The organism is Anaerobacillus sp. ABR4_321 (genome assembly GCF_056158505.1).
Genome location: NZ_JBSWTK010000001.1, coordinates 2,671,401 through 2,686,000, shown reverse-complemented (window position 1 = coordinate 2,686,000; position 14,600 = coordinate 2,671,401). Strand labels below are relative to the sequence as shown.

14 protein-coding genes are annotated in these 14,600 nt (G+C 39.8%); 7 read left to right on the top strand and 7 right to left on the bottom strand.

All coding sequences use genetic code 11. The features are described 5' to 3' along the window. Positions 1-37: 37 nt before the first annotated feature. The 4 genes from ACXADT_RS13905 to ACXADT_RS13890 all read left to right on the top strand — a co-directional run bounded on the left by ACXADT_RS13905 (position 38) and on the right by ACXADT_RS13890 (position 5,121). On the top strand, positions 38-1,543 hold the full coding sequence (locus ACXADT_RS13905) for a phytoene desaturase family protein (protein WP_474831661.1): 1,506 nt from the start codon (positions 38-40) through the stop codon (positions 1,541-1,543). After that, positions 1,540-2,976, top strand: a complete 1,437-nt coding sequence (locus tag ACXADT_RS13900; RefSeq protein WP_474831659.1) for a phytoene desaturase family protein — start codon at positions 1,540-1,542, stop codon at positions 2,974-2,976. The genes ACXADT_RS13905 and ACXADT_RS13900 overlap by 4 nt, the downstream gene beginning before the upstream one ends. A gap of 6 nt (positions 2,977-2,982) precedes the next feature. Beyond that, the gene (locus ACXADT_RS13895) at positions 2,983-3,819 is read left to right on the top strand and encodes a phytoene/squalene synthase family protein (protein WP_474831657.1); all 837 of its coding nucleotides are present in this window, start codon (positions 2,983-2,985) and stop codon (positions 3,817-3,819) included. 120 nt (positions 3,820-3,939) lie between these two features. Further along, on the top strand, positions 3,940-5,121 hold the full coding sequence (locus ACXADT_RS13890; protein ID WP_474831656.1) for a M20 family metallopeptidase: 1,182 nt from the start codon (positions 3,940-3,942) through the stop codon (positions 5,119-5,121). Between the two features lie 30 nt (positions 5,122-5,151). Here the strand turns inward: ACXADT_RS13890 and ACXADT_RS13885 are convergent, their stop codons facing one another. The 3 genes from ACXADT_RS13885 to ACXADT_RS13875 are packed head-to-tail and all read right to left on the bottom strand — an operon-like array spanning position 5,152 to position 7,493. After that, positions 5,152-5,790: a TetR/AcrR family transcriptional regulator gene (locus ACXADT_RS13885; protein ID WP_474831655.1), complete on the bottom strand. Its 639-nt coding sequence runs from the start codon at positions 5,788-5,790 to the stop codon at positions 5,152-5,154. Between the two features lie 16 nt (positions 5,791-5,806). Next, complete coding sequence (locus ACXADT_RS13880; protein WP_474831653.1) at positions 5,807-6,604, bottom strand: ABC transporter permease subunit; 798 nt, start codon at positions 6,602-6,604, stop codon at positions 5,807-5,809. Positions 6,605-6,620: 16 nt separating this feature from the next. After that, positions 6,621-7,493 (bottom strand): ABC transporter ATP-binding protein, encoded by an 873-nt coding sequence (locus tag ACXADT_RS13875; RefSeq protein ID WP_474811885.1) that lies wholly within the window; start codon positions 7,491-7,493, stop codon positions 6,621-6,623. Between the two features lie 166 nt (positions 7,494-7,659). Between ACXADT_RS13875 and ACXADT_RS13870 the strand changes: the two genes are divergently transcribed. Next, positions 7,660-7,863 carry a transcription initiation factor TFIIIB gene (locus tag ACXADT_RS13870; RefSeq protein ID WP_474831652.1) on the top strand — a complete coding sequence of 68 codons (204 nt, stop codon included), beginning with the start codon at positions 7,660-7,662 and terminating at the stop codon, positions 7,861-7,863. Between the two features lie 53 nt (positions 7,864-7,916). On the opposite strand, the gene ACXADT_RS13865 is transcribed toward ACXADT_RS13870, so the two are convergent. The 4 genes from ACXADT_RS13865 to ACXADT_RS13850 are packed head-to-tail and all read right to left on the bottom strand — an operon-like array spanning position 7,917 to position 12,860. After that, on the bottom strand, positions 7,917-9,407 hold the full coding sequence (locus ACXADT_RS13865) for a phytoene desaturase family protein (protein WP_474831651.1): 1,491 nt from the start codon (positions 9,405-9,407) through the stop codon (positions 7,917-7,919). Continuing rightward, positions 9,404-10,525, bottom strand: coding sequence for a glycosyltransferase family 2 protein (locus tag ACXADT_RS13860; protein WP_474831649.1), 1,122 nt, complete (start codon positions 10,523-10,525; stop codon positions 9,404-9,406). Before ACXADT_RS13860 ends, ACXADT_RS13865 begins: the two co-directional genes overlap by 4 nt. Next, the gene (locus ACXADT_RS13855; RefSeq protein ID WP_474831647.1) at positions 10,525-11,337 is read right to left on the bottom strand and encodes a carotenoid biosynthesis protein; all 813 of its coding nucleotides are present in this window, start codon (positions 11,335-11,337) and stop codon (positions 10,525-10,527) included. Before ACXADT_RS13855 ends, ACXADT_RS13860 begins: the two co-directional genes overlap by 1 nt. A gap of 17 nt (positions 11,338-11,354) precedes the next feature. Next, on the bottom strand, positions 11,355-12,860 hold the full coding sequence (locus ACXADT_RS13850; RefSeq protein WP_474831646.1) for a phytoene desaturase family protein: 1,506 nt from the start codon (positions 12,858-12,860) through the stop codon (positions 11,355-11,357). Positions 12,861-13,046: 186 nt separating this feature from the next. Here ACXADT_RS13850 and ACXADT_RS13845 point away from each other — a divergent pair, with 186 nt between their 5' ends. Further along, a complete protein-coding gene (locus ACXADT_RS13845) occupies positions 13,047-13,565 on the top strand; it encodes a glycosyl-4,4'-diaponeurosporenoate acyltransferase CrtO family protein (protein WP_474831644.1) in 519 nt (172 codons plus the stop codon). Further along, positions 13,555-14,589: a type 2 isopentenyl-diphosphate Delta-isomerase gene (fni, locus tag ACXADT_RS13840; protein ID WP_474834547.1), complete on the top strand. Its 1,035-nt coding sequence runs from the start codon at positions 13,555-13,557 to the stop codon at positions 14,587-14,589. The genes ACXADT_RS13845 and fni overlap by 11 nt, the downstream gene beginning before the upstream one ends. The last annotated feature ends 11 nt before the right edge of the window (positions 14,590-14,600 follow it).

Below are 14,600 nucleotides of genomic sequence, written 5' to 3'. Positions count from 1 at the left end.
ACGACTTTTTGCGGATGAGCTGGAAGGGGAAGTTTTCATGAGTAAAAACAAAAGAGTCATTGTAATAGGTGCTGGGCCAGGCGGACTGACTGCAGCTATGTTATTAGCCAGTAAAGGATATGCAGTGACGATATATGAGAAACAATCATTTGTAGGAGGACGTACATCCTCGTTCGAGCGTCAGGGTTACGTATTCGATAGGGGTCCAACCTTTCTTAATATGCCGCATATACTAGAAGAAGTTTTTGAGCAATCAGGTCGTAATGTTCATGACTATATAGATTTAGTTGAAGTTGATCCTATGTATGAGTTGAAATTTGGTCATATGTCATTTTTTCCAACACGTAAGAGGGAAGAAATGGTCGAACAAATTGAAAACTTATTCCCTGGTAACGGTGAAGGGTATAGAAGGTTTATGAAAGAAGAAAAAGAGAAGTTCGAGGCTCTTATGCCAATTTTACAAAACAAGCACGATTCGTTATTTGATTATGGAAGGTGGCGGTTTTTAAAAGCGTTACCTAAGCTTACTGTAACGGATAGCGTTTATGAACGCCTGTCCACATATTTTGATGATGAGCGTCTTCGCCTCTCGTTTACGTTCCAAGCGAAATATCTTGGTATGTCACCATGGGAGTGCCCTGGAGCGTTTACCATTTTATCGTATATGGAGCATGAATATGGCATTTTTCACCCGATCGGAGGCGTGAACCAAATATGCAAAGCGATGGCAAGAGTCATCGAAGAAGAAGGAGGTTCCATCCATACCGGAACAGCAGTTAAAGGCATTCTTATCGATGGATCAAGTGTACAAGGTGTTGAACTTGCAGATGGAAGAAAGGAATATGCTGACGAGGTTATCGTTAATGCTGATTTTGCACACGCCGTAAATCACTTATTTCCAGAAGGAAAAGGAAAAAGATACTCCCCTAAAAAGATGGAACGGAAGAAATATTCTTGTTCAGCATTCATGCTTTACCTAGGTGTTAACAAATCTTATGATTTATCACACCATACAGTTGTATTTTCTGGTGATTATAAGAAAAATGTCGAGGAAATCACTAAACAAAAAATGCTTTCAGAAGATCCTTCTATTTATATTCAGAATGCTAGCGTAACGGATAAAACGTTGGCACCTGAAGGGAAATCTTCTATCTATATTCTAGCTCCAGTCCCGAACAACTTTAGTTTAATAGATTGGGAGAAACATAAAGATAATTTCAGAAGGTTAGTATTAAACCAAATAAAAGAAAAAACAGGCTTTAACGATCTTGAAGATCATATTGAGGTAGAAGAAATGTACACACCTACTGATTGGGAGTACGACATGAACGTTTACAAAGGTGCGACGTTTAATCTTGCTCATAACCTCCCTCAGATGATGTTCTTCAGACCTCCAAACCAGTTTAAAGAATTCGAACACTGTTGGCTTGTAGGTGGTGGAACACACCCAGGAAGTGGTCTTCCTACGATTATGGAATCGGCAAGGATCACTACGAATCTTCTACATCAAGAAAACATCCAGCAAGAAAGGAGCGGCACATGAACATAGGAATTATTGGTGGCGGAATCGGTGGCATGTTGTCTGCTCTCATGCTTGCTAGAAAAGGACACAACGTTACGATACACGAAAAAGCTAACGTTCTCGGTGGTAGACTCGCATTTGTCGAAAGGGAAGGTTTCAAGATCGACAAAGGACCAACGATCGTACTATTGCCAGAAATGATCTATGAGTTTCTAAATAAAGCGGGAGTTGATAGAGAAGAAGTGGAAATGATCCGCTGCGATCCACTTTATCGAATGATTTACCCTGATGGTTCTTCATTCACCAAAACGAGTGATATTCAAAATCAGGTAGATGAAATTAGATCGATGTTTCCTGGAGAGGAAGAAGGGTTTTTACGCTACCTAGATGATATGAGAGTAAGATTTAATAAAGGAAAAAAAGCTTTTCTAGAAAAGTCTTTTATTCATAAGAGAGAATTTTTTACTTTTAAAAATATGAAGCTCCTCTTAGAACTAAAAGCTCATCAAAACGTTCGCTCACAGGCTTCCCAATATTTCAAAGACGAGCGTTTACAGGATGCCTTCTCACTACAAACGCTATACATTGGTGGCGATCCTTCTGGATCTCCAGCGCTCTATTCACTAGTACCTTTTAGTGAGTACGAGCATGGTATCTGGTATATCAAAGGCGGGTATGCCAGCCTCATATCCCTATTAGAAAAACATATTCAAAAAGAAGGGATTACCGTTAACTTTGGCTCTGCAGTTGAAGAGTTGATAATAAATCAGAACGATTGTAAAGGATTCCGAGCCTTAGATGGTGAATTTTATTATGATAAGGTAGTTTTTAACGGAGATTTTCCAATGATTCATAATTTGATTAAAGCCGAGAAGCCACCGAAGAAAAAGTATACACCATCATCAGGTTGCTTGCTCCTTTATCTTGGACTCGACCGAATTTATGAAGAAGTCGATGTCCATCAATTTTTCATGACGGATGAGTTTAAAGCTCATATGAAAGACGTCTTCAAAAACCGATCGATTTCAAAGGATCCAGCGATCTACACGTTCCACCCTTCAAAAATAGACCATTCTCTTGCCCCTCCAGGTAAAGGTGTCCTCTATGCACTAATCCCGGTGCCTTCAGGTACTGCTACTAACTGGGAAGAAAAAGATTCATTAGCAAATGAAATCATCGGAGTACTAGAAGAAAGAGGCTTCCCACATTTGAAGGAAGCAATCGAATGGATGGAAATTCGGACCCCACTTGATGCAGAAGTGGAAGGATTATTTGAAGGGGGCAGTTTTGGAATAGCACCAACGTTAACACAGTCTGGTGCATTTCGTCCTCAGGTTAAACCATTAAATTACAAAAACCTATATGCTGTAGGAGCATCTGTACACCCAGGCGGTGGAATACCGATCGTGATGCAAGGTGCCGATCTCTTAGTAAAAGAAATAGAAAGGGTGTGAGTGAAAATGCTGGAGCAATCATATAAACATTGTGAATCGATTATAAAACATCATTCAAAAACATTTTATAAAGCTTTTTCCTTGTTACCCTCAAACAAAAAGAAAGCAGTCTGGGCCGTTTATAGTTTTTGTAGGAGAGTCGATGATATTGTAGATGAAGGCACTGATCCAGAGAGAGAATTGACTGAGTTCAGATCTCAATTCGCTCGGTTTTTGAACGGTGAAAGATTGGTGAATGACCCTATGTGGATTGCTCTCCACGATGTTTTTCAAAAATTCAAGATGGACCATCAACCTTTTCAAGATATGATTGTAGGACAGGAGATGGATCTCTATAAATCTAGATACAAATCGTTGAGTGAACTTGAACATTATTCGTATCACGTTGCCAGTACCGTTGGATTGATGCTTCTACCGATTTTAGCACCGAAAAAGGTTGAGTCACTTTCAGATGGCGCGGTTTCTTTAGGCATCGGGATGCAGATTACAAATATATTAAGAGACATTTCTGAAGATCTTGATCGAGATCGTATTTATATTCCGACTGATGAAATGAACGCTAGCGGTGTATCATCGGCAGATCTTTTTAATCGAAAGGTAACGCCAGAATTCATTGAATTGTGGGAGAAGCTAGCTGCTCGAGCGGAATATCACTATGAGAATGCTTTTGCTACGATCGACCTTTACCCTCTCGACGCCCGTCTCCCAGTTAAAAGTTCAGCACTTTTATACCGAGCGATTCTGAAATCGATTCGAAAAAAAGAGTACAATGTATTTGATCATCGCGCATATGTGACAGATGACGAAAAAGAAGAACTATTATCTGCAATAAGTGGAAGTTAGATGGTAGAACCCTCACTGAAGACGTGAGGGTTTTTTGCTTGTTATATTCTTATTATTCTGAAGGTGGTAAACTTTAGTTTATTAAGATACCAGATCATTTCATTCTGAAGGGAGAAGGCTATGAATCAACTATTTAATAAGCTTGAAGATTTATATAGTGAGATGGTAGAACTGAGAAGACATTTTCATCAATATCCTGAGCTTTCATTTGAAGAAGTTGAAACTCCCAAACTTATAGCGAACTATCATCGAGAGTTAGGTCATGATGTCAGAGAGCACGTTGGTGGTAGAGGAGTAGTTGCAACGTTAAAAGGAACGAAGCCTGGTAAAACCGTTGCTTTGAGAGCCGATTTTGATGCGCTGCCAATCCAGGAAGAAAATGAGGTTCCATATAAATCCAAGGTGGATGGTGTGATGCACGCTTGCGGTCATGATGGACATACGGCTATATTACTTTGTTTAGCAAAAGCGCTAAATGCGATACAGAATGAGTTAGAAGGGACCATCGTCTTTATCCATCAGCATGCAGAGGAATATCAGCCTGGTGGTGCGATCGCAATGATTGAAGATGGTTGCTTAGAAGGAGTAGATGTCGTGTTCGGAACACACCTGAGGGCTACAGAGGAAATGGGAAAGATCATGTATAAAGAAGGTCCGTTTATGGCTGCCGCTGACCGGTTCGAGATTGAAATCATCGGACGAGGTGGTCACGGTGCACAGCCACATTTAACAAAGGACAGTATCGTGATCGCTTCACAATTAGTAGTCAACTTACAGCAGTTAGTATCCAGAAGAGTGAACCCCCTGGATTCTGCTGTACTATCAGTTGGAACATTTGATGCACGGAACGCATTCAATGTCATCGCTAATAATGTTCAACTAGTAGGGACGGTGAGGACATTCAAAAAGAACGTAAAAGAGTTAATGGAAAAAGAGATCGAAAGGGTGGTTAGAGGGACATGTTTAGCGGCGGATGTCGACTATAAGCTTAACTATGTTCATGGCTATCCTGCACTAGTCAATCATAAAACTGAAACAGAGCTATTGAAGAACTATGCAGAGCTAGTTCCTGATGTAAAAGAAGTAACTGAACACGAAGCTCAAATGGGTGGAGAAGACTTCTCTTATTATTTGCAGCATGTGCCTGGTACCTTTTTCTTTACAGGTGCTTTAAACCAAGATGCAGAACAAGTATACCCTCATCACCATCCTCGTTTTTCATTTGATGAAAGGGCGATGTTAGTCGCAGCTAAAGTTATGGCGACGGCCGCTTTATCGTATAGTAAATCCCAAAGAAGCTAAATAAAAATTGCGCCTCGCGCGATTTTTATTTTAGACTCTTTTCAACGCTCCGTATTTAATGATATCGATATATTCATCTAACTCGGGTTCGATTTTTTCAAGTATTTCTGAAAAGCTCATTGCTTTTTCTTGATATGCTTTTAGGTTTTTTTGAGCGATTTGGTCTAGAATAGTCATCGTGAGATTGATCACTTTATCTGGAGTTGCATTTTCCTTAAGAAGACTTCGGTCAATAAGCTTTTCAAGGTATTGGTCACTATACACGTCGATGTTCTTCTGAAGCATGGATTGAATTTCTTCCTCCATACCTTGAGGAGGGTTAAGAAGTGTTTGTGTGACAAGCTCAGTTTCTTTTAAATAATGAAATTGAACTCGCTTTTTAATTAAGACAACTTCTTTTACTCGGTTAAAGAAATCCTGTGACTCGACATGTTGTAATTCGGCCATAATGTTGTCCCCAATCAGCTTTCGGCAATAGTCGACAACATAGATGAAAAGGTTTTTCTTGTTTTTAAAATAATGATACAAGATTCCTTTCGAAATTCCTGCACGTGCCGTGATTGTATCCGTCGACGTTTTTTCATATCCAGTATCGGCAAACTCTTCTATACAAATGGTGAGAATTCGCTTTTTCTTTTCATCTGCCAGTTTTTCGAAATTTGAATACATACAGATTCCTCCTTTCCTATACGGCGATATCTTTCTTACGATAATAGCTAAATGTACCCCAAATGCTTAAAACGATAACGATTAACATAATGCCAACGTATAAGGAATTCAGCGATTCGTTAGAAATAATATCTGCTGGGTCAATGTATTTGAATAGGCTAAAATACGTTAGGAATTCCAAACCATCCGTTATACCTGACACCACACTAAGAAAATACGAAATTAATACAAGACCAAGGGAAACAGAAGTTATTGTTCTCGCTTTCTTCATGGTTGCGGATAATAAAAAGGCTATAGCTGCGAACGTGATGTGCATGAGTAGTGTTCCAATGATCAATAGCCCGAATGTTTTTAAAGGAACATCTTCATCTGCAAATTGAAACCCGACTAAACAAACTAGCATAATAACGACATTGAGAATCACAATATTCGTCAAGACAGCTAGAAGCTTTTCTGCGATTACTCGAGTTCTTGTAATTGGTTTTGATAGTAAAAATTCAACCGTTTTCTCATTTTCTTCTTTTGCAATCATATTCGACGCAAGCATGACTGCAAAAATACTACCAAACAATGTTGTCATGAAATGAATTTGCATCCCGTAGAAGCCGAGTAGTGAGCCAATATTTAGTCGATCCATTCCAAAAGCTTGCTTAAATGAATCCGGGTAAGCACTTAACAAATCATTCATTGTCTGTTGATCTTGGGTAAACTGAGGATAGATACTGAGCGTCATCAAGATGATTCCAGCTAAAATGATGGACCAAATCAAAAGTGACTTCATATTTTTCTTCATCTCACGGTTATAGATCATCATTTGGTTCACTCACCTTTCATTCGTAATAGTGCATGAATACTTCATCAAGAGAAGGTTCTTGGATGAGCACATCCAAAATGTCGAGAGTTGCTAGATGGTTTAAGAGCACGTTCATGTCTCCACGATAAAGGAACGTTGTGTTCTTATCATGAGTTTGTTTATCTTTGACACCTTCAAAAGGGAATTGAACGTCTTCACCATTCTCTATGGTGAGACTAATTTTCTTAAGACTATTTTTGATTAAGGTTTCAACTTTCTCCACAGTAACTAACTTGCCATCTTTAATGATGGCTACGCGATCGCACATTTTTTGAACTTCACTCAGAATGTGAGATGAAAAGAAGATCGTTGCTCCTTTTTCCCTTTCTTTAGAAATCAATTCAAAGAATGTGTTTTGCATCAGTGGATCAAGGCCACCGGTAGGTTCGTCAAGAATGAGAAGTTTAGGTTCATGGAGGATCGCTTGAATGATTCCAACTTTTTTGCGATTACCAAAAGAAAGATCCTCCATCTTCTTGTTTAAATCCAACTGAAGCTTTTCAGCAAGTTCATAGATTCGATTCGTATTTTTGTATTGATGAAATTTAGCAGAATACTGCAGCAAATCGATTGCTTTCATATCATCGTAATAATGAACTTCTGAAGGAAGATAACCAACAATCTTCTTAATTTCCTTTGAGTCAGACACGATATCTTTACCGAAAATTGTCGCAGTTCCACCTGTCGGCTGTAGTAAATTCAATAGCGTACGTATCGTTGTACTTTTACCCGCCCCGTTCGGACCGATAAATCCAAAGATTTCTCCTTCATGAATCGTAAGTGATACATTCTCAATTCCACGGCTTTTCTTGTAAAATTTTGAAAGATTCTTTAATTCTACCGCTTCCATGATATCTTCTCCTCCCCGTAAACCATAGTTGACTCTGAAGTCAATTTCAGAATACACCTCATTGACTACTTAGTCAATAACATGTTTTGATATGTACCTATTATTAGATCAGTGATAAAATTGGTTGTATGATGAGGTAAAATGGGATGATAAGGAGGGGATCTTAATGACTAAATTACCTACGACAACGTGCCCAAAATGTGGTGGAACAGATCTTGGAAAAGGAAAGCATTCAGGGTATGCCGTCATGACTCCGATGAGAAGAAAACTGAGTTTAGGGTCGGAGATTGAACATCTATTATGTACGGATTGTGGTTTTATAATAGAAAGCTATGTAAAGAACCCAGAAAAATTTAAAAACACCCTTTAACCTTATTACATAATAATAAAAAAGCATGGAAGCGTCGGCGCCTCCATGCTTTTTTAGTTGTAAGACACTCTAGAGTCTTTTTTTTCGTGTTTCGATATGATATGATTCGCAACATTATTTCCGCTGATGACGACCATAGGTGATCCACCACCAGGATGAGTGCTTCCACCTGCGAAATAGACGTTCTTTATGTCTTTTGAACGGTTTGAAGGACGTAAAAAGCTATTTCGGAGAGTGTTGGAGGATATACCATATAAAGCTCCTCGATAAGCATTAAAGCGGTCCTTGATTTGAGATGGACCGATAACTTTCTCAACTACTTTTAGTTTTCGAATAGGAAGCCCATGTTTTTCAAGTTTGTCATAGATCCGTTCTTTGTACGCTTCTTCAGGCATCTCATTATGATTAGAAAGAGGCGGTGCATTAACTAGAATGAAGAGGTTATCACCATCAGGCGAAACATCAGGATCTGAATGAGAAGAATTTGAAATATAAACTGTAGGATCTTCAGGCCATATTCCGTTAAACAACTCTTTGAATTCTTTTTGGTAGTCTTCTGAGAAATACACTTGGTGGTGTACTAAATCAAGTCTTGAAGACAGCCCTACCATTATGACAAAAGCGGAAATAGAAGGGGATACGCTTTGAATTCTTGAGTCTCGAAATGATGGTCGCTCAGACTCTTTGACGAGAGAAGGGTAAACTTCTAATAGATCACCGTTGATGATGACTTCTTCTGTCTTTTGCACCTTACCGTCAACCGTTTCAATCATTTCTGCTCGACCATTACTAACATGTACTGTCTTCACTGGGGTTTCCAAATGAATTGTAACCCCTAGTTCTGATGCTAGTTTTTCCATCCCGCGTGCAAGTGAGGTGTTTCCACCTTTCACATAATATACGCCTTGTACCATTTCTAAATATCCAATCATCGCAAACGTTGCGGGTGATAAAAAAGGTGATGAACCTATATAGGTTGCATAGCGATTGAACGCTTTTAAGATTAGAGGGTGTTTAAAATATCGTTCATGAAAATGATTCATTTTCTCTAAAGGTCTTACCTTTAGCATGGATTGAAAAAGGGAAGGGGACAAGTAGTCCTTCCAAGAAAGAAACATCCTCGGGAAAAATGACGATTTTGATAGTCGGTATAATCGATCGACTTCCTTAAGATATGTTTGATAGTTTTTAGCTGCATATGAATCTAGCTTTTCAAACTGGTCGACCATATCTTGTGGATCTGTACTCATCATGAATGAACTGCCATCATGATCAATGTTTCTAGTGTGCCGTTCAATTTTTATCCATTCAAAGTAATTCCTTGGGTCAACACCGGCTTCTTCAAATACGGAATCAAAGACTTCAGGCATCGTCATCGTATTGGGACCGAAATCAAAATGGTATGTTCCTAACGATACCGGCATCATCTTGCCGCCAGCGTATCCGTTTTTTTCATACACATCGACTTTGTATCCTTCACTTGCTAATTTAATCGATGCAGCAAGTCCTGCCAGTCCTGCACCTACGATTGCAATTTGTTTCATGAGTAGGTTCTTCCTTTCCAAACATATCCTTTTTGTTTTATCCCTTTCATCATCGAATTGATCAGAAGACACATAAATGCTAGTGAACTAATCGGCATCATGAATGAGAGTAGAATGGACTGATTGGTTTTCCAATCGACCCAGGCTTTTTGGAGCGTGATCAATATGTAAGGAATGAAAAGAGAGTACATTGGCTCACCTATCGTATAGCTTACAACCCCTATGATCAGCAGTACGGCAGGCAAGAAGTAAAAACAGCCGTAAAAGAGAAATAGAATACTAACAAGCAAACGAGACCGACCGAGTCCTGGAAACAAGTTTTTTGTAAACCCTTCCCACACATCTTTGTTAGAACGATACATATAGCATGTTGTAAATTTGGTAACGTTCGCTAAAATCGAGCGATATCCATTTACCTTAAATGTACGTGATAGGTGAACGTCGTCGATTAAACTGTTTTGGATGGAGCGATGTCCACCGATACGCTTGTAAGCCTTATGATCGACTAAGATAAATGCCCCATGAGCAGCAGTAAATGCTGGTCTTGTTGTATGGTTTGCTGGTAAAAGGGGCAGATGGAAGTTAACGACGAAATGCTGAAGGGGTACGAGTAATTTCTCTAATAATAATGATACTGGAAAAGCGGGAAATCCAGATAGCATAGATGCCTTCGTTCTCCTAAGCATTTCGAGCGATGCTTGAATCGTGTCCTTATGTAGACGCATATCAGCATCGATAAAAAGTAGGTAGCTCCCTTTAGCTCGTTCACTTAGTTGGTGACATGCAAACACTTTACCATTCCAGGAAGGAGGCAGTTCTTCACCCTCAAGTATCGTGAACCGATCATCACGTTTTGTATGTTCGGTGAGTAGAGGTAACGTATGATCCTCAGAGTTATCATTTAATACTAGTACTTCAATGTTGGGATAAGTGAGCGCTTTTAAATTCGTGATAAGATCGACTACATTCTCTTCTTCATTACGAAGAGGGATAAGGACGGAAACGAGTTCCTCCTTATCCCTGGTTGCTTTTTCGTTACGCAGACTTGGCATGAACAGTGAATTTATGATAGTCCATAGAAGGAAGCTCGCTAGTATGAGAATATAACTAATCAACATTAGACGATCACCTTTTCAGAAGAAGACAGCTCAAAGTTTTTTATACTTTTTCGATATGCATACAAGAAAGCATAAGTAGGTATACCAGTAATCGTTACAGCTAACCAGAGCTGATCTAGAATGCCTAAGAAAATAAAGAAGCCCATCACCATTCCAAATAGGGCGACCATACGATGCTTCCAAAATAAGAAACTTTCTTGAGATTGTGGAGAAATCCTGATATAAACGGGATATAGCAGGACATGAAAGAAGAAAGAAACAAAAAACCATCCCGAAAAATTTTGTAACGGAACTTGATAATAAAAACTGTCTCCTTCCCAACCCCAGTAACCCTTCACAAGGTATGCAACAGGATCGATTATCAAATCGATCAGAACTGCAATAACTGCTCCTATTAGGGAATATGCAAACCATTTTAGTAGTGAGTCATTCATCTTCTTCAAAAACTGAGCAGAAAGAACATGGGTAACAGCTACGACCATCACCCATGCAAATCCAATTCCGATCGGAACCTCAGCGATTTTATAGCCAAAGTCTCCTGAATAGTTGTATTGACCAAAGATCCATCCGTAATGAACACCAAGTGATTCCGCTGCCATGCTCATGATAAATATGAAGATGCTGATCGACGTTCCTAGAGTCTTACCGAACGTTCGAATAAAATAAAATGTAGCTAACACGCCACAAAGAATGAGGAAGAAAGCATTTGCCCATTCAAGAAATGGGGGTAGGATGTCGAATCCAACGAGGAAGATTCCACATCCATACCAAAATAGAAATAAATTAAAGACGATTTTATCTAGTTTGAGCATGTAATGAAGATCCCTTCTTAGCCAGTTTGTTCTTCAGATAGTTTAAGGTCTTCAGCGATTAAATCAGCTGTTAGCTGACCTGATAATGTTACCATCGGTACGCCTCCACCAGGGTGAGTCGATCCACCGACAAAGTAGAGGTTCTCTACAAGGGAGCTTCTAGAAGGAATCTTGAAGCCGCCGTTGACTTTGCGATCAGTCGCAACCCCGTAGATCGAACCACCGTTTGAACCATATAATTCACGGATGTCATCAGGAATAAATTGATATTCAAATTCGATCGATTCCCTGAGACCTTCCATTCCCATACGTTCTAGTTTGTCGAGAACAGTTTCTCGGTATCTCCCTCGGTATTCTTCAAAACTCTCTCCGGCTTGAAGTGGAGGAACATGAGTCAACACGAAAAGATTTTCTTTCCCATCAGGTGCTTGCGAAGGATCCGATTTAGAAGAAATACCAATGTATACTGTTGGATCATCAGCCGGAACACCCTCGTCGAAAATTTGCTGAAACTCACGCTTAGGATCTTCTGAGAAGAAGAAGTTATGGTGTTGAAGCTGATCGAACGTCTTATTGACACCAAGTAGTAGGACGAGACCTGATACAGTAGGAGTGTACTTCTTCAGTTCTTGCTTCACTTTGTCAGCACCAGGTTCTTGCTTCAATAAAGTATCGTGAGCTGGAATGCCCTCAAGGTTACTAACGATCAAATCTGCTTCCATCACATGACCACTAGATAATCTCACGCCAACCGCTTTCTTATCCTTTGTCATGATTTGAGTAACTTCTGTGTTCACTTCAACATCAACATCTAACTCTTCTAGGAGTTTCAACATCCCTTTGGCAATGTTATACATGCCACCCTCGACGTAATAGATTCCGAGCCCAAGTTGCACATAGACTAGCTGTGATAAAATTGCAGGAGAATGGTATGGAGATGACCCGATGTACATGACAAAGAAGTTGAACAGTTGACGAAGATGCTTGTCTTTTAAATACTTTTCTGTTGCCTGATTCATCGATTTCATTGGATCCATTGCGAGCAAGTCCTTAAACGAGTGAAGCTTTTGCATATCTTGTATTCCAGAAAGGCTCTTGCTATAAAAGCTTTTTAAGCTCAGGTCAAACATCGATTTGCAATAATCTAAATAAGATAGGAAGTTCGAATAATCTTTCTCTGATTGTTTATGTACCTCTGAAAGCATAACTGCTAAATCACTCGTTACATCGATCTCAGCACCATCCTCAAAAAACGTTCTCCACTGAGGCTCAATACGTGTAATCTTCATATAATCACTTACATTTCGATCAGCACTTTTAAACAGTCTTTCTAAAACCCATGGCATCGTGAGAATGGAAGGTCCTGTATCGAAGGAAAAGCCTTTTCCAGAACGTTTGTTAAGTTTCCCGCCTGGTCGTTCATTTCTTTCGAGTACCGTTACATCATGACCATCTGCGGCTAAGCGAATGGCTGCAGATAATCCACCTAGTCCTGCACCGATTACAATTGCTTTTTTTCCCATACTTTTCTCCTCCTCAGTGTAAATAAGGTCTATACGTCGACTTTTTTCACATGCGGCTGTATAGTGTAAGTATAACCTTTGTGAAAGTAAGATGACAGTCTTGGTGTGTTCTCTGCTCTAAAACGTATGACTGAACTATTACCTTAAATGAAAGACTGTAAACAAATAATGAAAGTTGGGTAGCCCATGCAAGTATTTCATCTATCGATTGCCGGTTTGATCGTAACTAACGTTTTTGCGTGGCTTGCCATACATGTTTGTATCTCTTATTTCTGTTTGAGAGTCCCTGATTCCTTCTATGAGTCCTTCATAGTAAGGAATCGTATAAAAAGCTTTGAAGCTAGTTTATATGAAAGTTTGAAAATCAAGTATTGGAAAACGATTTTACCGGATGGTGGTGGCGTTTTCAGAGGGGGCTTTAGAAAAAAAGAACTTAAAGCGCTTACGGTTGCGTACGTTAGCAAGTTCATTGTTGAAACGAAACGAGCGGAAATCAATCACTGGATTCTAATACCGCCTTCACTATCATTTTTCTTCTGGAACCCGCCTCTAGTAGGTTGGATTATGGTCGGGTATGCACTCGTTGTAAATATCCCTTTCATCATGATTCAACGGTACAATCGGAACAGACTTGAACTACTTTTACCTAAATTAAAGAAAAAAGAACAACGTAGGAGGTCTACCGTTGAAACCTATGGAACATGATCTTACAGAAAAACGAAAGAATGAACATATCGATATATGTCTTACTGAAGAAGTAGAAGGCCAAGGAATTACAACCGGACTCGAGAAGTTTAGATTTAAACACCAAGCTCTGCCTGAGATTGCATTTGATGAGATCGATCTCTCAACTTCATTTCTAGGTAAAAAAGTATCTTCGCCTTTTTTGATCAGTTCGATGACTGGTGGTACGAAAAGGGCATGGGAGATCAACAAGCGGCTCGCGAAATCAGCTGAAAGAGAAGGATGGGCTCTCGGTGTAGGATCAATGCGGGCAGCGATTCAAGAAGACCGATCAGCTTATTCTTTCGAAGTAAGGAAATACGCTCCTACGATCCCCATCTTCGCAAATATTGGAGCTGTTCAGTTAAACTATGGATTCACTATTGATGAATGTAAGAAAGCAATCGAGCTTGTTGATGCAGATGGTCTTATTCTTCACGTAAATCCGCTTCAAGAAGTGTTTCAGCCTGAAGGAGATACCAATTTTAAAGAACTATTGCCTAAAATTGAAAGTGTCGCGAAGGCACTCGATGTTCCCGTAGGGATTAAAGAAGTAGGAATGGGAATCGATGGAGATACTGCAAGGCGGTTGGTAGAAAGCGGAGTAGGCTTTATTGATGTAGCTGGTGCAGGTGGAACATCATGGATTAAGGTCGAGAGCTATCGTTCACATCAGAGTATGAGAGAACAAGCAGCTGAAGCGTTTCAAAGTTGGGGGAACGCTACCGCTGAATGTTTGATCGAAGTTCGAAATGAACTCCCACACGCGCCGATCATTGCAAGTGGCGGTCTTAAAAACGGTGTTGATGCCGCCAAAAGTATTGCCTTGGGGGCTGATCTTGCAGGGTTTGGCCGAGCACTTCTTCATAGCGCAGTAGACGACAGTGAAGAAGCGTTATTAGACCAGCTGAGACGAATTCAGTTCGAACTACAAACTGCTATGTTTGGAATTGGCGCGTCTTCAATTGCGCAACTCAAAAAAACAAATTTGCTTCGTCAGTCGTAGCCGGAGAATTT

Bases quoted from the DNA above. Each gene is read 5' to 3' on its own strand.
- ACXADT_RS13905 (WP_474831661.1), top strand. From the start codon at position 38: ATGAGTAAAAACAAAAGAGTCATTGTAATAGGTGCTGGGCCAGGCGGA.
- ACXADT_RS13900 (WP_474831659.1), top strand. From the start codon at position 1,540: ATGAACATAGGAATTATTGGTGGCGGAATCGGTGGCATGTTGTCTGCT.
- ACXADT_RS13895 (WP_474831657.1), top strand. From the start codon at position 2,983: ATGCTGGAGCAATCATATAAACATTGTGAATCGATTATAAAACATCAT.
- ACXADT_RS13890 (WP_474831656.1), top strand. From the start codon at position 3,940: ATGAATCAACTATTTAATAAGCTTGAAGATTTATATAGTGAGATGGTA.
- ACXADT_RS13885 (WP_474831655.1), bottom strand. From the start codon at position 5,790: ATGTATTCAAATTTCGAAAAACTGGCAGATGAAAAGAAAAAGCGAATT.
- ACXADT_RS13880 (WP_474831653.1), bottom strand. From the start codon at position 6,604: ATGATGATCTATAACCGTGAGATGAAGAAAAATATGAAGTCACTTTTG.
- ACXADT_RS13875 (WP_474811885.1), bottom strand. From the start codon at position 7,493: ATGGAAGCGGTAGAATTAAAGAATCTTTCAAAATTTTACAAGAAAAGC.
- ACXADT_RS13870 (WP_474831652.1), top strand. From the start codon at position 7,660: ATGACTAAATTACCTACGACAACGTGCCCAAAATGTGGTGGAACAGAT.
- ACXADT_RS13865 (WP_474831651.1), bottom strand. From the start codon at position 9,407: ATGAAACAAATTGCAATCGTAGGTGCAGGACTGGCAGGACTTGCTGCA.
- ACXADT_RS13860 (WP_474831649.1), bottom strand. From the start codon at position 10,525: ATGTTGATTAGTTATATTCTCATACTAGCGAGCTTCCTTCTATGGACT.
- ACXADT_RS13855 (WP_474831647.1), bottom strand. From the start codon at position 11,337: ATGCTCAAACTAGATAAAATCGTCTTTAATTTATTTCTATTTTGGTAT.
- ACXADT_RS13850 (WP_474831646.1), bottom strand. From the start codon at position 12,860: ATGGGAAAAAAAGCAATTGTAATCGGTGCAGGACTAGGTGGATTATCT.
- ACXADT_RS13845 (WP_474831644.1), top strand. From the start codon at position 13,047: ATGCAAGTATTTCATCTATCGATTGCCGGTTTGATCGTAACTAACGTT.
- fni (WP_474834547.1), top strand. From the start codon at position 13,555: ATGGAACATGATCTTACAGAAAAACGAAAGAATGAACATATCGATATA.